At 64.1% G+C, this 21,059-nt stretch carries 18 protein-coding genes; 12 read left to right on the top strand and 6 right to left on the bottom strand.

Going from position 1 to position 21,059, the window contains the following annotated elements:
- Positions 1-4: 4 nt before the first annotated feature.
- Positions 5-667: a response regulator transcription factor gene (locus ACIPHN_RS20635; RefSeq protein WP_198984301.1), complete on the bottom strand. Its 663-nt coding sequence runs from the start codon at positions 665-667 to the stop codon at positions 5-7.
- A 365-nt stretch (positions 668-1,032) separates the two neighbouring features.
- Between ACIPHN_RS20635 and ACIPHN_RS20630 the strand changes: the two genes are divergently transcribed.
- Both ACIPHN_RS20630 and ACIPHN_RS20625 read left to right on the top strand, forming a co-directional pair.
- Positions 1,033-3,267, top strand: a complete 2,235-nt coding sequence (locus ACIPHN_RS20630) for a TonB-dependent receptor (protein WP_400439463.1) — start codon at positions 1,033-1,035, stop codon at positions 3,265-3,267.
- 22 nt (positions 3,268-3,289) lie between these two features.
- Positions 3,290-3,976 carry a Fe2+-dependent dioxygenase gene (locus ACIPHN_RS20625; RefSeq protein ID WP_400439461.1) on the top strand — a complete coding sequence of 229 codons (687 nt, stop codon included), beginning with the start codon at positions 3,290-3,292 and terminating at the stop codon, positions 3,974-3,976.
- A gap of 30 nt (positions 3,977-4,006) precedes the next feature.
- On the opposite strand, the gene mdtD is transcribed toward ACIPHN_RS20625, so the two are convergent.
- From mdtD to ACIPHN_RS20600, 5 genes are all read right to left on the bottom strand, one after another.
- A complete protein-coding gene (mdtD, locus tag ACIPHN_RS20620) occupies positions 4,007-5,425 on the bottom strand; it encodes a multidrug transporter subunit MdtD (protein ID WP_400439459.1) in 1,419 nt (472 codons plus the stop codon).
- A gap of 118 nt (positions 5,426-5,543) precedes the next feature.
- A complete protein-coding gene (locus ACIPHN_RS20615; protein ID WP_400439457.1) occupies positions 5,544-6,398 on the bottom strand; it encodes an ABC transporter permease in 855 nt (284 codons plus the stop codon).
- Positions 6,399-6,566: 168 nt separating this feature from the next.
- A complete protein-coding gene (locus ACIPHN_RS20610; RefSeq protein WP_233171130.1) occupies positions 6,567-7,421 on the bottom strand; it encodes an ABC transporter ATP-binding protein in 855 nt (284 codons plus the stop codon).
- A 101-nt stretch (positions 7,422-7,522) separates the two neighbouring features.
- Entirely contained in the window at positions 7,523-8,533 is a 1,011-nt protein-coding gene (locus tag ACIPHN_RS20605; protein ID WP_400439455.1) for an ABC transporter substrate-binding protein, read from the bottom strand.
- A gap of 96 nt (positions 8,534-8,629) precedes the next feature.
- Positions 8,630-9,694 carry an ABC transporter substrate-binding protein gene (locus ACIPHN_RS20600; protein ID WP_400439453.1) on the bottom strand — a complete coding sequence of 355 codons (1,065 nt, stop codon included), beginning with the start codon at positions 9,692-9,694 and terminating at the stop codon, positions 8,630-8,632.
- 198 nt (positions 9,695-9,892) lie between these two features.
- Between ACIPHN_RS20600 and ACIPHN_RS20595 the strand changes: the two genes are divergently transcribed.
- From ACIPHN_RS20595 to ACIPHN_RS20550, 10 genes are all read left to right on the top strand, one after another.
- A complete protein-coding gene (locus ACIPHN_RS20595) occupies positions 9,893-10,564 on the top strand; it encodes a response regulator (protein WP_400439450.1) in 672 nt (223 codons plus the stop codon).
- Complete coding sequence (locus tag ACIPHN_RS20590) at positions 10,557-11,957, top strand: sensor histidine kinase N-terminal domain-containing protein (protein WP_400439447.1); 1,401 nt, start codon at positions 10,557-10,559, stop codon at positions 11,955-11,957. Before ACIPHN_RS20595 ends, ACIPHN_RS20590 begins: the two co-directional genes overlap by 8 nt.
- A gap of 208 nt (positions 11,958-12,165) precedes the next feature.
- A complete protein-coding gene (locus ACIPHN_RS20585; protein ID WP_400439444.1) occupies positions 12,166-13,437 on the top strand; it encodes an ABC transporter substrate-binding protein in 1,272 nt (423 codons plus the stop codon).
- A gap of 272 nt (positions 13,438-13,709) precedes the next feature.
- A complete protein-coding gene (locus tag ACIPHN_RS20580; protein ID WP_400439441.1) occupies positions 13,710-14,588 on the top strand; it encodes a carbohydrate ABC transporter permease in 879 nt (292 codons plus the stop codon).
- Complete coding sequence (locus tag ACIPHN_RS20575) at positions 14,576-15,388, top strand: carbohydrate ABC transporter permease (protein WP_400439438.1); 813 nt, start codon at positions 14,576-14,578, stop codon at positions 15,386-15,388. Before ACIPHN_RS20580 ends, ACIPHN_RS20575 begins: the two co-directional genes overlap by 13 nt.
- A gap of 10 nt (positions 15,389-15,398) precedes the next feature.
- A complete protein-coding gene (locus tag ACIPHN_RS20570) occupies positions 15,399-16,445 on the top strand; it encodes an NAD(P)-dependent alcohol dehydrogenase (RefSeq protein ID WP_400439436.1) in 1,047 nt (348 codons plus the stop codon).
- Positions 16,438-17,658, top strand: a complete 1,221-nt coding sequence (locus ACIPHN_RS20565) for an ABC transporter ATP-binding protein (RefSeq protein ID WP_400439434.1) — start codon at positions 16,438-16,440, stop codon at positions 17,656-17,658. Before ACIPHN_RS20570 ends, ACIPHN_RS20565 begins: the two co-directional genes overlap by 8 nt.
- Positions 17,594-18,475 (top strand): AraC family transcriptional regulator, encoded by an 882-nt coding sequence (locus ACIPHN_RS20560; RefSeq protein WP_400439431.1) that lies wholly within the window; start codon positions 17,594-17,596, stop codon positions 18,473-18,475. The genes ACIPHN_RS20565 and ACIPHN_RS20560 overlap by 65 nt, the downstream gene beginning before the upstream one ends.
- Positions 18,476-18,500: 25 nt before the next feature.
- Positions 18,501-19,985 (top strand): xylulokinase, encoded by a 1,485-nt coding sequence (gene xylB / locus ACIPHN_RS20555; protein ID WP_400439429.1) that lies wholly within the window; start codon positions 18,501-18,503, stop codon positions 19,983-19,985.
- A 191-nt stretch (positions 19,986-20,176) separates the two neighbouring features.
- A complete protein-coding gene (locus ACIPHN_RS20550) occupies positions 20,177-21,055 on the top strand; it encodes an AraC family transcriptional regulator (RefSeq protein ID WP_400439426.1) in 879 nt (292 codons plus the stop codon).
- The last annotated feature ends 4 nt before the right edge of the window (positions 21,056-21,059 follow it).

Here is a 21,059-nt window from a genome sequence, read left to right as displayed (position 1 = left end):
GGAATCAGTTCTCGCTCTTCTCGAGCATGTAGCCGAAGCCACGGATGGTGCGGATGACCACGCCGGAGTCAGCGATCTTCAGGCGGATGCGCGAGACATAGACTTCCACCGCATTGATGGTGAAGTCCTCGCCCCAGGGCAGCACCGCATCGATGATCTGCTGCTTGGAGACCACGCGCGAGGCGTGCTGCATCAGGTATTCCAGCACCGTCCACTCGCGCAGCGACAGCTCGATCTTGCGGCCATCGATGTCGGCGCGCTTGGTGGCGTTGTCCAGCGACAGGCCGCCCACCGAGAGTTGCGCCGGCTGCGGCGCGCTGCGCCGGATCAGCGCCTTGATGCGGGCCACCAGTTCAGGCGTGGCGAAGGGCTTGACCAGGTAGTCGTCGGCGCCCAGTTCCAGCCCGTGCACACGGTCGGGAATGGTATCGCGCGCGGTCAGCAGCAGTACCGGCGTGTTGTTGCCCGCCGCGCGCATGCGCCGCAAGACCTCGAAACCGTCGATGCCGGGCAGGCCAATGTCGAGCACCAGCACGGCGGCATTGAAGCGCTGCGACAGCGCGTCGTTGCCGTTGTTGACGGTGTGCACGGTAAAGCCGTGCGAATTGAGGACGCGCGAGAGACCGTCGGTGAGTACCGGGTCGTCTTCGACCAGCAGAACATTCATAGGGACTTCGGAAGAGAAAACAGCGCAAAACATCTGCGTAACCGGAGCATCCTATTGCAGCCTCGGCAATGCTGCAAATCGGGCATTGCCCTATGCGCATGGCGGTGCGCAAGGAGTGTTACATTTTTGTCACACTCAGTTTCCCGTCAGCATTTTGACAGCTTATTGTCAGCTTTCTACCTTAGTCTTGCTCTTTATGCGAATGAGAATCCAACTCATTAGCATGACGAATAAAAGAACAGCCTGACCAGCCAGCCAGACGACCTTCTTCGATAGGGGGACGTAGTAGCCAGCCATCGGAGCCGATGCTGCACGAGCGGAATCGGCTTCTCGCCTGTCCACTCCACCTCCATACCGACAAGAACATGAACCGTCTCTCGCCGATCGCCGCCGCGCTGGTGGCCACCTTTGCCGCCCCGCTGCCACTGTACGCCCAGCAAGCCACCGCCACCACACCCGCCGCCGCCTCCTCCTCCGCCTCCGACAGCCAGCTGGCGCCGGTGACCGTGGAAGGCCGCCGCGATGATTTCGCCACCACCGGCACGGCAATCACCAAGCTGCCCGCCGACCTGCACGACGTGCCGCAATCGGTCACCGTGGTCAACAAGGCGCAGATGCAATCGCAGGGCGTGTCGTCGCTGGCGGATGCGCTGCGCAATGTGTCGGGCATCACGCTGGGTGGCGCCGAAGGTGGCCAGATCGGCAACAACATCAACCTGAACGGCTTCTCGGCGCGTACCGACATCTATCTGGATGGCTTCCGCGATCGCGGCCAGTACTATCGCGACACCTTCGCCATCGATGAAGTGGAAGTGCTCATGGGCCCCTCCTCGATGCTCTTCGGCCGCGGTTCGACCGGCGGCATCATCAACCAGGTCAGCAAGAAGGCCAACCTGAAGGCCGCCACCGAAGTCTCGGCCTCGGTCACCACCAATGGCCTGGTGCGCACCACGGCAGACTACAACCATCCGCTGTCGGACACCTCGGCCATGCGCATCGAAGCCATGGCCCAGAACGGCGCGGCGACCACCCGCAACCAGACCGACGTGCAGGACTTCGGCCTGGCCGGCTCCTACGTCTGGGGCATCGGCACCCCCACCGAGATCACCCTGTCGGCCCTGCTGCAACATAACCACGACCAGCCCGACTACGGCCTGCCGCCGCTGAACGGCCATCCCGTCAATGTCGATCGCAACACCGCCTATGGCTTGAACAGCGACCGCACCAACCAGGACGTGGCCTCCTTCAATGCCGGCATCAAGCACAAGATCGCGCCCGACGTGACCCTGCGCAGCCAGACCCAGTTCAACTACGTGCACACCGATGCCGTGGAAACCGCGCCCAATACCATCGGCACGGTCTCCGGCAGCGGCTTCACGGCGCTGACCAATGCGACCAGCAGCCTGCCCCTGTCCAGCCTCTATGTGCGTGGCCAGAGCCATGACCGCGATATCCGCGACTACTCCATCTTCAACCAGACCGAACTGGCGGCCAAGTTCGCCACCGGCAGCGTCAAGCACGATGCCCTGGTGGGCGTGGAAGTGGGCCATGACGGCTACGACAACCAGAACTACTACCGCAATGGCAGCTGCAACGGCAGCTCCCTCAACAGCAGCGGCGCCACCACCGGTTACATGGATTGCGTCAGCGTGGTCAATCCCAGCTACAGCGCCGCTGGCAGCAGCGTCGCCGAGACCGCCGGCAACCACCAGGGCGGCAGCGCCAACACCATCGCCGCCTACGTGGGCGATACCATCGAACTGGTGCCGCAATTCAAGCTGGTCGGCGGCCTGCGCTATGACCGCTACATCGCCAGCATCAGCAACTCGATCAACTCGGGCAACACCGCCGGCTCCACCGCGCTGGCCTATGCCAACCAGACCGTCAACTTCCTGAGCGTGCGCTCGGGCGCGATCTGGCAGCCGACTTCGGCTCAGGCCTACTACGTCTCGTATGGCACCTCGTTCAACCCCTCGCTGGAACAGTTGACCGGCACCACCGGCCAGCAGAACCTGGACCCGGAAAAGAACCGCTCCTATGAAGTCGGCGGCAAGTGGGATCTGGCCGATGGCCTGGCCCTGAGCGCCGCAGCCTTCCAGATCACCAAGGAAAACGCCCGCAGCCTGGTCTCGACCGGCGTCTACACACTGGCCGGCACGGTGCGTGTGAACGGTGCCCGCGCCGGCGCCACCGGCCGCATCACCCGCGACTGGCAGGTCGCCGCCAACTACACCTACCTGGACGCCCAGGTCATCGGTGGCGCGGTAGCCGACACCTCGGTGGGCAAGATCCCGGTGAACACGCCCAAGCACACCCTGACCACCTGGACCACCTATGACGTGGCCCCGCACTGGCAGGTCGGCGGCGGCGCGACCTACATGTCGCAGCGCTACTCCAACGCCACCAACACGGTGCAGGTCGGCGGCTATACCCGCTACGATGCGATGGTGGCCTATACCACCAAGGCCTACGACATCCGCCTGAACCTGTTCAACCTGACCGACAAGATGTATTACGATGCGCTGATCCAGTCCGATGGCGGTCGTTCGGTCCCGGGTTCGGGCCGCACGGCAATGCTGTCGCTGACCTATCGCATGTAACACGCTTCACAGGAAACCACCCATGCTCATCACCCTCCCCAAACTGCTGGACGATCAACAGTTGCAGGCGGTACGCCGCCTGCTCGACGGGGCGGGTGAGGCCTGGGTGGATGGCCGCGTGACAGCCGGCTACCAGGGCGCGCCGGTGAAGTTCAACCAGCAGATCGATGAACGTTCGCAAGTGGCGCAGCAGTGCCAGCACATCATCGTCAGTGCGCTGGAACGCCATCCCCGCTTCATCAGCGCCGCCCTGCCCAATCTCATCTACCCGCCCATGTTCAACCGCTACGGCGAGGGCATGACCTTTGGCGCCCATGTGGATGGCAGCGTACGCATCCATCCCCACAGCGGACGCAAGCTGCGTACCGATGTATCGGCCACGCTGTTCCTGGCCGATCCCGCCGATTACGACGGGGGTGAACTGCAGATCGACGATACCTACGGCATGCACAGCGTCAAGCTCGACGCCGGCGACATGGTGCTCTACCCAGCCACCAGCCTGCATCAGGTCACCCCGGTCACGCGTGGCGTGCGGGTGGGTTGCTTCTTCTGGGTGCAAAGCCTGGTGCGCGACGACGCCCGGCGCCACATGCTCTTCGACATGGACAACGCCATCCAGCGCCTGAACCAGACCGATGCCGACGCCCTGGCGCGACGCACGCTGGTGGGCTGCTATCACAACCTGCTGCGCCAGTGGAGCGATACCTGATCGCCCCGCCTCTCAAATCATTTATCTCATTTAGCGGAAATAGCGCGGATCCATCCTGCGGAACACCCAGGCAGAAACCAGGGTGATGCCGCCCACGATCACGAAGGTGATCTGGAAGCTGGCATTGGTGGCCGCGCCGGTCGGCGCCTTGAAGACATTGACCAGGGTACCGCCGATGGTCACGCCCAGGCCGATGGCCAGCATCTGCACCATCGAGAAGAGACTGTTGCCGCTGCCGGCATCATCCTTGTGCAAGCCCTTGAGGGTGACGCTGTTCATGGCCGCGAACTGCATCGAATTGCAGGCCCCGAACACCGACAGCTGCACGATCGCCAGCACCAGTGGCCATTGCGGCGTGATCAGGGCGAACGAGACGATGGCCCCACCCACCAGCACCGTATTGACATGCAGGAAGCGGTCATAGCCATAGCGCTTGACCAGCGGCGCGATCCACGGCTTGGCGATGGTGCCGGCAATGGCTGCCGGCAGCAGCACCAGGCCCGCATGCAGCGGCGAATAGCCCAGCCGCACCTGCAGCAGCAGCGGCAAGAGGAAAGGCACGGCCGAGGAACCGATGCGACACACCAGGTTGCCCGCCAGGCCGATGCTGAAATTGGGTTCGCCAAACAGGCCCAGGCGGAACAGCGGGCGCGGATGGGCGCGCGCATGCAGCCAGTACAGCCACACCGTCAAGGCCGCCAGCGCGAACAGGCCAGCACTCCAGGCGGCGCGGTCGTTCTCGACCGGCACATCCAGCGCCAGCGAAAACGCCACCATGCAAGCCGACAGCAAGCCACAGCCCAGCAGGTCGAAACGCGGCGCGTCCGCCAGGCTGTCATCGGCCAGGAAGCGCAGCACCGCGCCCATGCCCAGCACGCCGATGGGGACGTTGATGAGGAAGATCCAGTGCCATGACAGGCTTTCCACCAGCCATCCGCCCAGTACCGGCCCCACCACCGGCCCCAGCTGCCCGGCGATCGAGATCGAAGCCAGCGCGGCGATGTAGTGCGCCCCCGGCACCGCGCGCAGCACCGCCAGGCGCCCCACCGGCAACAGCATCGACCCGCCCAGTCCCTGCAGCACCCGCGCCAGCAGCAGTTGCGGCAATGTCGCCGCCGTGGCACAGAAGATGGAACCGAGCACGAACAGCAGGATCGCCGAGAAATACATCCTGCGCGTGCCGAAACGGTCGGCCAGCCAACCCGAGGCCGGCGTGAGCGAGGCCATCGTCAGGGTATAGGCCACCACCACCGGATGCATGTCCAGCACCGGTTGGTTGAGGCTGCGTGCCATGGCCGGCAAGGCCGTGTTGACGATGGTGGTATCCAGCGTCTGCATGAAGAAACCCGAGGCCACGATCCACAGCAAGGCGCGCTGCGAATGGCCGCTGGCGGGTGTGGAAGAGGACACGGCGGGATCGGTCAGGCGTTGCGGCTCGTCGGCGGACATGGCGGTTGGGAATGTTGGAGTACGTGAAGTACGGGAAAAGAGGCTGCCAGAAACACCGCGGGGACACGTTACCGTGTCCCCGCAAGATCAACATTCTAGACCTTTTGCCGCGACTGCATCAGAAGGCCTGCGGACGCCACTTCAGCAGGCGACGTTCCAGCGCATGCAGGAGCCAGTCGGCCGCCAGCGCTACCACCGCCAGCACGATCATGGCCGCGAACACGCCGCTGGCATTGAAGGCGCCCTGGGCGGTCGAGATCAGCAGGCCGATACCCTGCTTGGAACCCAGGAACTCGCCCACCACCGCGCCCACCAGCGCAAAGCCGAAGCTCACATGCAGGCTGGCCAGGATCCACGACAGCGCCGAGGGGATCACCACGGCCGTGGTCACCTGACGGCGCGAGGCACCCAGGATCTGGGCGTTGGCGATCATGTAGCGGTCGGCCTCACGCACGCCCTGGAAGGCATTGGCAAACACCACGAAGAACACCATCACCACCGCCAGCGCCACCTTGGAGGCCATGCCCAGGCCGAAGGCAATCACGAAGATGGAACCCAGCACCACGCGCGGAATCGAGTTGGCGATCTGGATGTAGAGGCTGAAGACATCCGAGAGCAGCTTGTTGCGGCCCAGGATGATGCCGGCGATGACGCCGGCCACCGAGCCGATCAAGAAGCCCAGCACGGTTTCTTCCAGCGTCACCAGGACCTGGGTCCACAGCGATCCCTGGGAAGTGCCCTCGACCATCCACTCATAGATCTGCGCCACGATCAGGGTCGGTTGCGAGAAGAAGAAGGGATCGATCCAGCCGATGCGGGCGAAGACTTCCCAGCCGCCCAGCACCACCACCAGGATGGCGATGCGCAGGCCGATCACCAGGTTGCGGCGCGCGCGGATCTTGCGCTGGGCCTCGGCTTCCACGGCGGCGATGTCCATCAGGGCCGCGCTCTGGCTTGCTTGTGCTTGTGTCATGTTGCTCACCTGTTCTTTTAAAAATAATGTGTTGCTCTTGTGCGTGCTCTTCGATACGCCGCTACGCGGCTACTCAGAGCGAACGGGGATTCTCGATGCGCTGGATAACCGTTCGACCTGAGTAGCCGCGCAGCGGCGTATCGAAGGTTCTCCGGCCGACCATCAGACTCACGCGATATGCACCTCTTCACGCAGATCGCTCCAGATCTTGCGCGAGATATCGATGAAGCGCTGCTCGTAGCGCACCTCTTCCATCACACGCGGACGCGGCAGGTCGATCGGGTAGACGCTCTTCAAGGTGGCCGGGCGCGCGGTCAGCACATAGACCTTGTCGGCCAGGGCGATGGCTTCTTCCAGATCGTGGGTGACGAACACCACCGATCCCGAATGGGCCGACCACAGTTGCAGCAGCTCGTCCTGCATCAGGGTGCGGGTCTGCATGTCCAGCGCCGAGAAGGGTTCATCCATCAGCAGGATCTCGGGGCTGTTGATGAAGGTCTGGGCCAGCGCCACGCGCTTGCGCATGCCGCCCGAGAGCTGGTGCGGGTAGTGGTCGCCGAACTTGTCCAGGCCCACGCGACGGATCCATTCATCGGCCAGCTCGTGCGCCTGGGCCTTGGGCTTGCCACGGAACATGGGGCCGGCTGCGACGTTCTCACGCACGCTGCGCCAGGGGAAGACGGCATCGTTCTGGAACACGAAACCGATGCGCGGGTCGATGCCGTTGACCGGCTGACCCATCACGCGCACCTCGCCCATGGTCGGCTTGAGCAGGCCGGTGATCAGCGACAGCGTGGTGGACTTGCCGCAGCCGGTCGGGCCCACCACGGCCACGAATTCGCCGCGCGCCACGCTCATGGAAAAATCGCGCAGCGCCACCGTAGCTTTGCCATCGGCAGTGATGAAGCGGCAAGTGACATTGCGCAGCTCGATGGCCGGCGTGGGCTGGCCAGTCGTCGCAGTAGTGGCGGTGGTAGCGGTGCTGGAGGCAGGCGCGAAGGCTTGCTGGTTGATCGCATTCATCGTCTTGGTCTTTCCTGGGCTGAGTGATGCCCTGACGCGACGGGGCGCATCATGGCGTGTTTCGATACTGGAGCGTCGGGGCCGGCTGCGGCCCGACGGATTTATTTCACCTGGTTGACGAATTCGTCGGTATAGGTCTTGGACAGGTCCACATGCTTGCCCTTGACGTTGGGATTGAATCCCGACAGCACGGCCAGCACGGTTTCCGGTCCTCCCTTGGGCATCTTGCCGTCCTGCGAATACATGGGCAGGGAATTGTTCAGGGCCTGGATGTACAGCGGCTTGTTGTTGCCGTAGTAGTCCTTGGGCATCTTCTCGGCGATCTGCTCGGCGGTATGGGTGTTGATGAACTTCAGGGTCTTCACGAAGGCGCGCGCCAGCTTCTGGGCCTCATCCTTGTGGCCGTTGAGCCAGTTGCGCTGCACGTAGACGCTGGAGGCCGGATACAGGCCACCGAGGGCCTTGACCGTGCCTTCCACGGTACGCATGTCCACCAGGATCTGGGCGTCGCCACTCTTGAGCATGACCGAGGCGGTCGGCTCGGTGGTCATGCCGGCATCGATGCGCCCCTGCTTCATGGCCGCGATGAAGGTGTTGTCGGCCCCCACCGGCAGCACCGTGAACTGCTTGGAGCTGATGCCATGACGCGAGGCCAGGTACTGGGTCAGGAAGTTCGTCGAGGAACCCAGCCCGGTCACGCCCAGGGTCTTGCCACGGGCGTCGGCCATGCTCTGGAAGTGCGACGCGGACTTGGTCGAGACCAGTTCCACCTCGCCCGGCACCTGGCCCAGGATGGTGATGGCGGTGATTTCCTTGCCCTTGGTCTGCAGGTCGATGGCGTGGTCATAGAAGCCCACCACCGCCTGCACGGCACCGGCCAGCAACTCGTTCTCGGCATCGACCCCGGCCGGCTGCGACTGCAGTTCCACGTCCAGGCCCTCTTCCTTGAAGTAGCCCAGTTGCTCGGCCAGCTTGGCCGGCAGGTACACCATCTTGTTGATGCCACCGACCATGATGGTGATGCGCGCCGGCGCGGCCTGCGCCGGCAGGCTGCCCAGCAGGGTGCCGGCCACGGCCAGCGAAAGCAGGGTGAGGGAAATGCGCTTGTTCAATTCAGACTCCTGTCGGTGGATGCCGTGATGCCATGCTGGCGGGGATGGGGATTCTATGATGGTTCGCCCCCGCCTGCCGGAACCCGGCTTGCCGGATTACTTGATCTGGTCCACGAACTCGTTGGTATAGGTCTTGGAGAGGTCGATGTTCTTGCCCTTGATGTTGGGATTGAAACCGGCCATCACCTTCAATACCTGCTCGGGGCCGCCGGCGGGCATCTTGCCATCGGGCGAATACATCGCCAGCGAGGCCTTCAGCGCCTGCACATAGATGGCCTTGTTGCCGCCGTAATAGTCCTTGGGCATCTTGTCGGCAATGTCCTCGGCCGAATGGGTCTGGATGTACTTCAGGGTCTTGACGAAGGCGCGCGCCAGCTTTTGCGACTCGGCCTTGTGGCTGTTCATCCAGGAGCGGTGCACATAGACGCTGGAAGCCGGATACAGGCCGCCCAGCGCGGCACGGGTACCGTCGACGCTGCTCATGTCCACCAGCACCTTGGCCGCACCCGAGGCCAGCAGGATGGAGGTGGTCGGCTCGGTGGTCCAGGCCACGTCGACGCGCTTCTGCTTCATGGCGGCGATCAGGGTGTTGCCGGCACCGACCGGCAGCATCGAGTAGTCCGAGGTCTTCAGGCCTGCACGGCTGGCCAGGTACTGGGCCAGGAAGCTGGAGGACGAGCCCAGGCCGGTCACGCCCAGGGTCTTGCCCTTGAGGTCGGCCATGCTGCGCACGCTATCGGCCAGGTCGGAGCGCACCATCTCCATGCCGCCCGGCACCAGCAGCAGTTGGGTGATCGAGGTCACTTCCTTGCCCTTGCTCTGCAGGTCGATGGAGTGATCGTAGTAACCGACCACCGCCTGCACGGCGCCGGCCAGCAATTCATTCTCGGCATCCACGCCGGCGGGCTGGGACTGCAGCTCCACGTCCAGGCCCTCTTCCTTGAAATAACCCAGGTTCTCGGCCAGCTTGGGCGGCAGGTAGATGAGCTTGTTGATGCCGCCGACCATGATGATGATCTTGTCAGCCGCATGGGCCGAGGGCGCTGCCAGGCCCAGGGCGCAGGCAGTGACGGCAGTGGCGCACAGCACGCGGACAAGGCGGGCGGGGCCGCTGGAACGGGTCGAACGGGACGAGGGGAACACACGAACGGCGTGACGCATTATGATTGTCTCCTGATTTTGGGTGGGATGGTCTGTCGCCATCTTCACTTTTTATGAATTTGCGGGCCTATTCTAAGAAGCCGAAACCTTCATCTAGCTTTCCAAAAAACGGCTTTTTTATTTGCAGCGCAACAAAAATAACCCAAAAACACCCCCAAAATACCCAATAGATACCGAGTAAATACCGAGTAAAACCGCATGAAATTGCTCCTGATCGAAGACAATCCCCAGCTCGCCCACTGGCTGGAGCAGATCCTCAAGGAACACAAGTTCAAGGTCGATATCGCCGCCGATGGCGAGATCGCCGACCAGGTGCTGCGCGACGAGAACTACGACGTCGTGCTGCTGGACCTGATGCTGCCCAAGCTGGGCGGCAAGCACGTGCTGCGCCGGCTGCGCGAGCGCCACAACGGCGTGCCGGTCATGATCCTGACCGCCAGCGGCTCCATCGACGAGAAGGTCGAATGCCTGGGCGCAGGGGCCGACGACTACCTGGTCAAACCCTTCGAGATACGCGAGCTGGTGGCCCGCATCAAGGTCCTGGTACGCCGCCAGACCCCCGACAAGGCCGCCGAGATCCATTGCGGCGACCTGGTCTATGACAGCAACACGCGCCAGTTCGCCGTGGCCGGCACCACCCTGGCCTTGCCCGCGCGCGAGCATGACGTGCTGGAAGTGCTCATGCTCAAGCAGGGCAAGACGGTGTCCAAGACGGCGCTGATGAAGGGCGTCTTCAGCCTCTCCGAAGAACCCAGCGCCGACGCCATCGAGATCTACATCTCGCGCCTGCGCAAGAAGCTGGAATCCTCCAGCGCGGCCATCATGACCCTGCGCGGCCTGGGCTACCTGTTGAAGCAGAAAGATGATTGACAGCCTGCGCCTGCGGCTGTTGTGGTGGCTGCTGATCCCCATGGCGGTCTATGTGGGCCTGTCCACCAGCGACGCCCACGACAACGCCATTTCCAGCGCCACCCTGATCCAGGACCGGGCCCTCCTGGCCTCGGCGCGCATGATCGCCGGCCAGGTCGGCTGGTCCGATGGCGCACCGGTGGTGTCGGTACCGCCGGCGGCGCTGGAGCTGTTTGCCTCGCCGGCCCAGGATGCCGTGTACTACCAGGTTCTGCTGGACGACGATACCCTCTTGGCCGGCCGACCCGACTTCCCGGCCGAACCGGACTTCTCGGCCCTGCACCCGGCCTATGCCACCACCGACTTCGATGGCCGGCCGCTGCGCGTGGTCAGCTATATCCGCGCCCTCTACGACGAAGGCACGCTGCGCATGGTGGCCGTCTCGGTGGGCCAGACCATGCAGGGACGCCAGCAGATGATCGACGAGATCTGGCATGCCTCGCTGCGGCGCCAGATCGTCCTGCTGCTGCTGGCCATCAGCCTGGTGGTGCTAGGCCTGACCATGGAATTGCGCCCCATCCTGGCAGTCAAGGATGAGCTGGCCGCGCGCGACCCCAATTCGCTCATGCCGCTGCGCGCCGGCGCCCTGCAGGTGGAGCTGCGCCCCATCGTGGAAGCCATCAACCAGTACATACAGCGCCTGAACGCCCAGGTGACGGTGCAGAAGCGCTTCGTGGCCGATGCCGCGCACCAGTTGCGCACGCCCCTGGCGGTGATCGATTCGCAGATCCAGTTCGCCCGCCAGATCGACGATCCGGCCAGGCTGGCGCAGGTGCTGGCGGCGCTGCAGGATGGCAGCCGCAGCATGACCGACCTGACCAACAAGCTGCTGCTGCTGTCGCAGGCCGAGGCCTCCAACAGCAGCGCCTTCCCGCGCGGGCCGGTGGATCTGGTGGCGGTAGCCGCCACGGTGCTGGAAGAGCTGGCCGGCCTGGCCCTGAAGAAAGGCATCGACCTGGGCATGGAGACCACGCTGGCCAATGCCATGGTCAACGGCAACGAGGCGCAGCTGGCCGGCATGCTGATGAACCTGATCGACAACGCCCTGCGCTATACGCCCGAAGGCGGCAAGGTCACGGTGGGACTGGAGAAGAAGCGTGGCCAGGTCATCGTCCGCGTCAGCGACAATGGTCCCGGCATCCCGGCCGAGGTGCGCGAGCGCGTGTTCGAGCGCTTCTATCGCAACGCTGCCCCGGACCAGCCCGGCTCCGGCCTGGGCCTGGCCATCGTGCGCGAGATCGTACAGGCGTCGCAGGGCAGCATCGTGCTGGATGTCCCCGGCGAAGGCAGCGGGCTGGTGGCCACCGTGACGCTGCCGGCGATGCCCACGACGCCTGATCCGGTGCAGTCCTGAGCCCTGGCAATACAAAATCCGCCACCCTGCATAAAAACCGAGCAAAAAGTATCAGCCGCATTCACGCTTTTGGCGTGGAGCCGCAGCCTGTCAACTCGTACTCTTCTTCCTGCCGTACATCAGACTGTGTTGGCCTGCCCTGCTGCCCTCGACATCAGCAGAGCGCAGGGCGACACGTGATCGAGATAAAAAACAACAGGAGACAATCGTGAACAGGTTTTGCTTTGGCGCCGCGTGCGCCCTCGTTGGTGCTGTCCTGCCGCTTTCCGCTTGGTCGCAGTCCTGCAATGTCCCGGTGCTGAAGGTACTGGCCCAGAAGAGCCTGGGCCTGACCGTGATGGAAAAGTCGCTGGCCGACTACCAGAAACGCACCGGCACCCGTATCGATATCAGCTATTTCGGCGAGAACGACCGCCGCGCCAAGTCGCGCCTGGATGCCTCCACCAATGCCGGCTCCTACCAGGTCTACTACGTCGACGAGGCCAACGTGGCCGAGTTCGCTTCGGCGGGCTGGATCCTGCCGCTGCTGAAGTACTTCCCCAAGGACGCCGACTACGACGACTTCCTGCCCGGTCGCCGCGCCGTCGCCAGCTACAAGGACGTGGCCTACTTCGCGCCGCTGATCGGCGGTTCCGACTTCCTCTTCTATCGTCGCGACCTGCTGGAGAAGGCCGGACTGCCGGTGCCGCGCACGCTGGACGAACTGGTGGCCGACATCAAGAAGCTGCACTCGCCGCCTTCGGTCTATGGCTGGGTGGCACGCGGCCAGCGCGGGTCGGGCATGAACGTCTGGCGCTGGGCGCCCTTCATGCTGGCCGCCGGCGGCAGCTGGACCGACGGCAAGCAGCAGCCGGCCTTCAATTCGCCGGCGGCGGTGAAGGCCACGCAACTGTATGCGGAACTGTTCAAGTACGCGCCCCCGGGCGCGGCCACCTATGACTGGAGCAATGCGCTGGAAGCCTTCCGCTCCGGCAAGGTGGCCTTCATGATCGAGTCCACGCCGTTTGCCGACTGGATGGAAGACCCGGCCAAGTCCAGCGTGGCCGACAAGGTCGGCTATGCACGCCCGCCCTCGCCCCTGCCCTCGGCCGCCTACGGCCACGGCCTGGCGATCTCGGCGGTGGGCGCCAAGGATGAATGCACCCGCCAGGCGGCCGGCAAGTTCATCGCCTTTGCCACCGGCAAGGAACAGGAACAGGCCCGCCTGCGCGAGAAGGTCTTCAGCGACTACAACCGCAGCAGCACCATCCAGAGCGAGTACTTCCAGAAGAACGTCAAGCCGCAGATCCTGGCCGGCCTGAAGGACACTACCCCGGTCTCCAAGCTGACCATCTGGCCCAGCCCGCAATGGCCGGACATCGGCGACAACCTGGGCGTGGCACTGGAGGAAGTCTTCACCGGCACGCAGAAGGATATCCCGCGCGCCCTGAACGATGCCGCGCAATACGCGCAGGACGCCATGGAGCATGCCCGCAAGTAGGTGGCCAACAGACGCCGATCCCTCTCCGAGCACCGTTCGGACTGAGTAGCGGCATGGCCGCGTATCGAAGGCGCTCCTGCACTTGTCTGCGGTTCTTTGCTGAACTTGCACGACTGGCGCAGATACCGCGCGCCTTCGATACGGCCCTGCAGGCCTACTCAGGACGAACGGTAGTAGAGGGATCAGAACGCACTGGCGTGGCCCCGACGCTACGCATCCTTTAAAAGAAGCCGCCGCCGTGGCCTGAGCCGCGGCAGCTTCCGGAGTCCTGCATGTTCAATCGTGGAAAAACCACGCTGCCCTACCTGTTCCTGGGCCCGTCACTGCTGGTGATGCTGGTGCTGGGACTGGTGCCCACGGTAGCGGCAATCAACCTGGCGCTGAAGAACCGCGTGCTGCGCTATCCCGACAGCGACTACGTATGGCTGCGCAACGTGGAACGCCTGCTGGGTGACCGGCGCTTCCTCAATGCCATCGAAGTTTCTGCCATCTGGGAAGTGGTCACCGTCGTGGGCGCCGTGGCCGTGGGCGTGCTCATTGCCATCTATCTCTTCGAACACGTCCATGGCAAGTGGCGCCATGCCATGTGCGTGCTGCTGATCACGCCGGTGCTGCTGCCGCGCGTGTCGGCCGCCTTCATCTGGAAATTCATGTATTCGCCGCTGACCGGCATCCTGGGCTGGCTGCTGGGACTGGTCGGCATCCAGGACACGGCCTTCCTGTCGGACCCGGTGCTGGCGCTCTATGCGGTGGCGCTGGTCGATATCTGGCAATGGGGCCTGTTCTTCGCCGTGATCGTGCTGAAGCTGCTGGAGACGCTGCCGCCGGAGCCGCTCGAAGCCGCGCGGCTGGACTATGCCCGCACCTGGCAGGTGTATGCCTACATCGCCCTGCCGATGCTCAAGGCACCCATCGTCAGCCTGGTCTTCATCAAGATGGTGGAGTCGCTGCGCTCCTTCGACCTGATCTACGTGATGACCAAGGGCGGCCCGGGCGTGACGACCGAGACGCTGGACATGTACGCCTATGCACAGGGCATCGGGCTGTCGGGCAAGGTGTCCTATGCCTCCACCATGGCGGTGCTGATGATGGTGGCCACCACGCTGATTTTCACGCTGATCTGGAAAAGGGTAAGCCGATGGGAAGACTGATCGCACGCGGCGCTGTCTGGGGCGTGGGCCTGCTTCTGGTGCTGGTGGCGGTGTTCCCGCTGCTGTGGGCGCTGCTCAATTCGCTCAAGACCCTGCTGGACATCGTCACCCCGACGCCGCGCTTTATTTTCACGCCGACACTGGAGAACTACCGCCAGGTCATCGGCAGCCCCGAGGTCTTGGTGGGCCTGACCAACAGCGCCATCATCGTCGGCAGCGCCGTGCTGCTCGGCACCCTGATGGGCGTGCCGGCTGCCTATGTGATTGCCCGCTACCACGTGCGGGGCAAGCGCGACATCCAGTTCTTCCTGCTCTCGCTGCGCTTCCTGCCGCCGGTGGCGGTGGCCATCCCGCTGATCGCGATCTGGGTCGACCTGGGCTTGTACGACACGCGCTTCTCGATGGTGGTGACCTACCTGCTGACGACGCTGTCGACCATCACCTGGCTGTCGATCCCGGTGTTCCAGCGCATGCCGCGCGAGATCGAGGAGGCCGCCACCCTGGATGGCTACGGCCCCTATGCGGTGTTCTGGAAGATCGCCCTGCCCAACTGCGCCGGCACGCTCTTGGGCGGGATCATCTTCAGCTTCGTGCTGGTCTGGAACGAACTGATGATCGGCCTGGCGCTGACCTCGTCCAACAGCGCCACCCTGCCGGTGGTGGCCTCGGCCTTTACCTCGCTGGGCCAGGAGGTGCCGTGGGGCGTGATCAATGCCTCCACCGTGCTGCTGGCCCTGCCGCCCCTGATCTTCGTGGGCGTATTAAGCCGCCTGCTCAATTCCATCCTCAAGGGAAAATAGGAGACCCCGCATGCAAGCACTCGTACTGGAAGCCACGCGCCAACTGAACCTGCGCGAAATCGACCTGCCGCAACAGGTCGGTGCGCGCGATGTGAAAATCCGCATCCACACCGTGGGCATCTGCGGCAGCGACCTGCACTACTACACCCACGGCAGCATCGGCCCCTTCAAGGTGGAAGCGCCCATGGTGCTGGGCCATGAAGCCTCGGGCACGGTGGTGGAAGTGGGCCCCGAGGTCAGCCACCTCAAGGTCGGCGACCGTGTCTGCATGGAGCCCGGCATCCCGCGGCTGGATTCTCCGGCCACGCTGCGCGGCCTCTACAACCTGGACCCGGCCGTGCGCTTCTGGGCCACGCCACCCATCCATGGCTGCCTGACCGACAGCGTGGTCCATCCGGCCGCCTTCACCTATCGCCTGCCCGACAATGTCAGCTTTGCCGAAGGCGCCATCGTCGAGCCACTCTCCATCGGCCTGCAAGCCGCCACCAAGGCGCGCATGAAACCGGGCGACACCGCCGTGGTGATCGGCGCCGGCACCATCGGCGCGATGACCGCGCTGGCGGCCCTGGCCGGGGGTGCGGCACGGGTGATCCTGGCTGACGTGGTGGCCGACAAGCTCTCGCACTTCGCCGGCAACCGGGCCGTCACCACCGTGGACGTCAGCCGCCACTCGCTCCTCGATGTGGTGCGCGAACTCACCGACGACTGGGGCGCGGATGTGGTGTTCGAGGCATCGGGCCATGCCGGCGTCTACCAGACCCTGCTGGATCTGGTCTGCCCGGGCGGCTGCGCCGTGCTGGTGGGCATGCCGCCGGCGCCGGTGGCACTGGACGTGGTCACCATGCAGACCAAGGAAGTCCGGCTGGAATCGGTATTCCGCTATGCCAACATCTTCCCGCGTGCGCTGGCGCTGATCAGCTCGGGGATGATCGACGTCAAGCCCTTCATCTCGCGCAAGTTCCCCTTCTCAGAGGCCATCCTTGCCTTCGAGGAGGCGGCCAGCGGGCGTCCCCAGGACATCAAGATCCAGATCGAAATGGACAAAGATCATGGCTGACATCCACTGCCAGGGCCTCACCAAACACTATGCCGGCGGCGCGCCGGTGCTGCATCCACTGGACCTGCACATCGGCGACGGCCAGTTCGTCGTGCTGCTGGGGCCCTCCGGCTGCGGCAAATCGACCATGCTGCGCATGATCGCCGGGCTGGAAGACATCTCCGGCGGTAGCCTCTCCATCGGCGGCAAGGTGGTCAACGCCCTGCCGGCGCGCGAGCGCAACGTCGCCATGGTGTTCCAGAATTACGCGCTCTACCCGCACATGACGGTGTACGACAACATCGCCTTCGGTCTGCGCCGGCTCAAGCGCCCCGCCCAGGAGATCGATCGCCGCGTGCGCGAGGTGGCCGCCATGCTCAATCTCGATACCCTGCTGGAACGCAAACCCCGCGCCATGTCCGGCGGGCAGCAGCAGCGCGCCGCCATCGCCCGCGCCATCATCAAGACGCCCTCGGTGTTCCTCTTCGATGAGCCGCTCTCCAACCTGGACGCCAAGCTGCGCGCGCAATTGCGCGGCGACATCAAGCGCCTGCACCAGCGCCTGCGCACCACCACCGTCTATGTCACCCACGACCAGCTCGAAGCCATGACCCTGGCCGACCGCGTGATCCTGATGCATGAAGGCCGCATCGTCCAGGCCGGCAGCCCGGCCGAGCTGTACCGCTATCCGCGCACGCTGTTTGCGGCCGGCTTCATCGGCACGCCGGCCATGAACTTCCTCTCGGGTGTAGTGGAGCGCCACGGCGAGGACACCCTCGTGCGGGCCGCCGGACAACGCTGGCGCCTCTCGGGAACACGGTTTTCGCGCCTGCAACAGGGAATGGCGGTAAAGTTGGCGGTGCGCCCGGACTACGTCCGCCTGCAGGACAGCCCGGGCAGCGCCGACAGCCTGGCCTGCCAGGCCAGCGTGGAACTGGTCGAGATCCTCGGCGCCGATGCGCTGTTGACCACCCGCTGCGGCGAAGAGACGCTGACCGCGCTGGTCCCCGCCAACCGCCTGCCGCCACCCGGCACGCTGCTCACCCTGGCCTTCGATCAGCAAGACCTGCATGTGTTCGATGTACAAAGCGGAGAAAACCTGTCGCTGCCCCCGGGCGCCCTCACCGGCCTGGAACATGACGACGGCCCGCACGGCAAGGAGACAAGACATGAGTCCGGATCTGGAGCTGGTCCATACCCGCCAGGACGAATCGTTCAGGGCCTGGGTGCATGACTACCCGCACACGGTCGCCAAATGGCACTTCCATCCCGAGTACGAGGTCCACGTCATCACCGCCTCGACCGGGAAGTTCTTCGTGGGCGACTTCATCGGCGATTTCGCGCCAGGCAATCTGGTGCTGACCGGACCCAACCTGCCGCACAACTGGGTCAGCAACCTGGGCGCCGGCCACAGCGTGACCTCGCGCGACCTGGTGCTGCCGTTCTCGCGCCCCTTCATCGATCGGCTGCTCGGCGCCATTGCCGAACTGGCGCCGCTGCAGGCACTGCTCGATGGCGCCGCGCGCGGCCTGCAGTTTCCCGATGCGCTGGGCCGGGCCATCACGCCGGCGATGCAGGAGCTGGCCGTCGCCCAGGGCGCCAGGCGGGTGGTGCTGATGCTGACCGTGCTGGAGCAACTGGCCGCCTGCGAGCAACGCCAGCTACTGGCCGGACCGGGCTACGACGTCAATGCGCAGCGCCACATGTCGTCCACCATCAACCAGGTGCTCTCCTACATCCGCCAGAATCTCGGCGGCAACCTGCGCGAGACCGACGTGGCCGAGCTAGCCGGCATGGGCGTGAGCAGCTTCACGCGCTTCTTCAAGCGCCATACCGGCTGCACCTTCATCCAGTACCAGAACGGACTGCGCCTCAACGAAGCCTGCGAGCTGCTCATGTGCACGGAGCTGAGCGTCACCGAGGTGTGCTACCGGGTCGGCTTCAACAATCTCTCCAACTTCAATCGCCAGTTCCTGGCCTGCAAGGGCATGCCGCCCTCGCGCTTTCGTTCGCTGCACCGGCTCAACGACGAGATCCGTGCAGTGGCCTGACCTCACACCGTAAAAAGGAAATGATTTGAGCTATCTGGGCATCGATCTCGGCACCTCCGAAGTCAAGGTCGTCCTGACCGACGACGACTCCACCGTCATCGCCAGCGCCGGCGCCAGGCTGCGCGTGGACAACCCGCATCCGCTGTGGTCCGAGCAGGCCCCGCAGGCGTGGTGGAACGCCACTCTGGACGCCATCGCCACCCTGCGCACCGAGGCCCCGCAGGCCTTCCAGGCGCTGCGCGGCATCGGCATCTCCGGCCAGATGCATGGCGCCACCCTGCTGGACCGCAACGGCAACGTGCTGCGCCCGGCCATCCTGTGGAACGACATGCGCGCCCACGCCGAATGCGTGGAGCTGGAAGCGCTGGTCCCGGACAGCAGCGACATCACCGGCAACCGCGCCATGCCCGGCTTCACGGCGCCCAAGTTGCTGTGGCTGTCGAAGTATGAACCGGCGGTCTACCGCGCCATCGACAAGGTGCTGCTGCCCAAGGATTACCTGGGCTGGAAGCTGACCGGTGAGTTCGTCTCCGACATGTCGGATGCGGCCGGCACGCTCTGGCTGGACGTGGCGCGGCGCGACTGGTCCGAGCGCATGCTGGCCGCCACCGGACTCTCGCGCAGCCACATGCCGCGCCTGGTCGAAGGCAGCGCCGCCGCCGGCCAGCTGCGCGACGACTTGCGGCGCGAATGGGGCGTCAGCGGCCCGGTGGTGGTCGCTGGCGGTGCCGGTGACAACGCCGCCAGCGCGGTGGGCATCGGCGTGATCCAGGCGGGTGACGCCTTCCTCTCCCTGGGCAGTTCCGGCGTACTCTTTGCGGCCACCGCACGCCATGCGCCCAATCCACAACAGGGCGTGCATGCCTTCTGCCACTGCCTGCCTGGGCAATGGCACCAGATGAGCGTGATCCTGTCGGCCGCCGCCAGCCTGCACTGGCTGGCCGGCCTGACACGGCGCGAGGTGGCCGAACTAGTGCAAGGGGCGCAGCAGCTGACCCCGGACGAGCAGGCCCGGGCGCCGCTGTTCCTGCCCTACCTCAATGGCGAGCGCACGCCACACAACAATGCAGCGGCCAAGGGCGTGTTCTTCGGCATGACGCCGACGCACGATGCGGCACACCTGGCCTATGGCGTCATGGAAGGCGTGGCCTTTGCGATGGCCGATGGCTATGCGGCCTTGCAGGCGGCGGGCACGATGCTGGAGAGTGCGGCGTTTGTAGGTGGCGGATCGCGCAGTGCGTTCTGGGGGGAGTTGTGTGCCACGGCCCTGGGCATACCGCTGCGCCGGCATGCGGGGGCGGAAGTGGGCGCGGCCTTGGGCGCGGCACGGCTGGGACGGCTGGCCGTGACCGGTGAGCCGGTGCAGGATGTCTGCGCGGCACCAGCGGTGCTGGAGACCTATGCACCCGATGCTGGGCGCCAGGCGCAGACGCAACGCAGGCTGGGGCAGTATCGGCGCCTGTATGCGGCGCTGGTGGGGGAGTTTTCGGTGTTTGCGGGGAATGGCTGAAAGCGCTCCCTGCCGTTGCATGCCCGAAAGCAAAGATACGCTTCAAATATCGACTGGTAAAAAAAGACGCAACCTCAGAAAAATGTCATTCACAAGGCCATAAAAACGGGGAAAGATGCAGGTTTGAAATTGCACTGGGACTAAGGACACTCCCAGTTGAAGTAAATCATTTCACCTTGCGGGAAAGACCGATGAAAATGAAGAAAGGCCATCACACCAACAAGCTAATGAACCAGGACAGGATCTTTCGTTCGCATGACGGAGATGGACTTGAACGTATCGAGGCATTTTTTCAGGGGCATGGATACGAGCCTCATCGCCACGATACATACGCGATTGGCATAACCCTCTCCGGGGTTCAGGCTTTCAACTATCGAAAGAGCATTCACTACAGCCTGCCCGGACAGACAATGGTGATTCATCCGGATGAACTACATGACGGAGAAGCTGGAACAGAGGATGGCTTTCTATACCGTATAGCGTATATCGAGCCCACATTGTTTCGGCGGCTGCTCGCAGATGGCTCCTTGCCATATGTCAACGTTGGACTTAGCAGCGATCCTCGTCTGTATCGGGCGACATGGCAGCTTCTCTTTGACATCTCGGTGCAGCATGATGCCTTGGAACGTGATGACCATCTGTGGGATCTGGCAGAAGCAATGCAATCTATGTCCAACCACAAACGCAAGCCGCATCGCGGTGATCTCAGGGCGGCCCAGATGGCACGCGAATACATTCACGACAATCTGGACAAAGTCGTCACCTTGGACGAGCTCGCCCATATCAGTGGCCGCGACCGTTGGAATTTGTCTCGGGACTTCAGAGGCTATTTCGCTACCAGCCCCTATCGCTATCTGACCATGAGGCGCCTGGATCTCGTCAGGCGCCTGGCGAGCGCAGGAGAATCTCTGGCAGAAAGTTCGGCAATTGCAGGCTTTGCAGATCAAAGTCATATGACACGCCAGTTTGTCAAAACGTATGGCATGTCGCCCGCCAGATGGTTGAGAACTCAGTCCCCAGCTGATCAGTCAGTGCTTCCCCGGTACCGGCATCAACTCTGCACAGTATGACGTG

Source organism: Herbaspirillum sp. NPDC087042 (genome assembly GCF_044745245.1).
Taxonomy (GTDB): domain Bacteria; phylum Pseudomonadota; class Gammaproteobacteria; order Burkholderiales; family Burkholderiaceae_D; genus Herbaspirillum.
Note: the sequence above shows the minus strand (reverse complement) of the source record. Positions and strands in the feature narration are given on the sequence as shown.

Bases quoted from the DNA above. Each gene is read 5' to 3' on its own strand.
- ACIPHN_RS20575 (WP_400439438.1), top strand. From the start codon at position 14,576: ATGGGAAGACTGATCGCACGCGGCGCTGTCTGGGGCGTGGGCCTGCTT.
- ACIPHN_RS20610 (WP_233171130.1), bottom strand. From the start codon at position 7,421: ATGAATGCGATCAACCAGCAAGCCTTCGCGCCTGCCTCCAGCACCGCT.
- ACIPHN_RS20565 (WP_400439434.1), top strand. From the start codon at position 16,438: ATGGCTGACATCCACTGCCAGGGCCTCACCAAACACTATGCCGGCGGC.
- ACIPHN_RS20570 (WP_400439436.1), top strand. From the start codon at position 15,399: ATGCAAGCACTCGTACTGGAAGCCACGCGCCAACTGAACCTGCGCGAA.
- ACIPHN_RS20550 (WP_400439426.1), top strand. From the start codon at position 20,177: ATGAAAATGAAGAAAGGCCATCACACCAACAAGCTAATGAACCAGGAC.
- ACIPHN_RS20615 (WP_400439457.1), bottom strand. From the start codon at position 6,398: ATGACACAAGCACAAGCAAGCCAGAGCGCGGCCCTGATGGACATCGCC.
- ACIPHN_RS20580 (WP_400439441.1), top strand. From the start codon at position 13,710: ATGTTCAATCGTGGAAAAACCACGCTGCCCTACCTGTTCCTGGGCCCG.
- ACIPHN_RS20625 (WP_400439461.1), top strand. From the start codon at position 3,290: ATGCTCATCACCCTCCCCAAACTGCTGGACGATCAACAGTTGCAGGCG.
- ACIPHN_RS20630 (WP_400439463.1), top strand. From the start codon at position 1,033: ATGAACCGTCTCTCGCCGATCGCCGCCGCGCTGGTGGCCACCTTTGCC.
- ACIPHN_RS20590 (WP_400439447.1), top strand. From the start codon at position 10,557: ATGATTGACAGCCTGCGCCTGCGGCTGTTGTGGTGGCTGCTGATCCCC.
- ACIPHN_RS20595 (WP_400439450.1), top strand. From the start codon at position 9,893: ATGAAATTGCTCCTGATCGAAGACAATCCCCAGCTCGCCCACTGGCTG.
- ACIPHN_RS20560 (WP_400439431.1), top strand. From the start codon at position 17,594: ATGAGTCCGGATCTGGAGCTGGTCCATACCCGCCAGGACGAATCGTTC.
- mdtD (WP_400439459.1), bottom strand. From the start codon at position 5,425: ATGTCCGCCGACGAGCCGCAACGCCTGACCGATCCCGCCGTGTCCTCT.
- ACIPHN_RS20600 (WP_400439453.1), bottom strand. From the start codon at position 9,694: ATGCGTCACGCCGTTCGTGTGTTCCCCTCGTCCCGTTCGACCCGTTCC.
- ACIPHN_RS20635 (WP_198984301.1), bottom strand. From the start codon at position 667: ATGAATGTTCTGCTGGTCGAAGACGACCCGGTACTCACCGACGGTCTC.